The following is a 389-nucleotide window of genomic DNA, read 5'->3' as shown; positions in this document are numbered from 1 at the left end:
TCCGCGCGCAGCTGCGCGCGGACGACGTCGTCGAGCACTTCTTCGTGACGACCACGCACCACTGGCTGCTGTTCTTCACCACCAAGGGCCGGGTGTACCGGGCCAAGGGCTATGAAGTGCCCGAGGCCGGACGCGATGCGAAGGGTCAGCACGTCGCGAACCTGCTCGCCCTGCAGCCGGACGAGCAGGTGGCGCAGATCCTCGACATCCGCGACTACGCGACCTCGCCCTATCTCGTGCTGGCCACGCGGTCGGGCCTCGTGAAGAAGACGCGACTCGGTGAGTACTACACCAACCGTCAGGGCGGCGTCATCGCGATCAAGCTGCGCGAGGGCGACGATGTGACGAGCGCTCTGCTCGTCGACGAGTCCGACGATGTGCTGCTGATC

General features: G+C 66.3%; 1 protein-coding gene. It reads left to right on the top strand.

The genetic code is table 11. From position 1 onward, the window contains the following. Positions 1–389: DNA gyrase C-terminal beta-propeller domain-containing protein (locus tag IWC96_RS01205; RefSeq protein ID WP_304502294.1), on the top strand; the 389-nt coding region annotated here is incomplete at both ends.

This window comes from Brevundimonas sp. BAL450 (genome assembly GCF_015767455.1).
GTDB lineage: Bacteria > Pseudomonadota > Alphaproteobacteria > Caulobacterales > Caulobacteraceae > Brevundimonas > Brevundimonas abyssalis.
The sequence above is the reverse complement of the archived record's forward strand: the minus strand, read 5'-3'. Positions and strand labels throughout refer to the sequence as shown.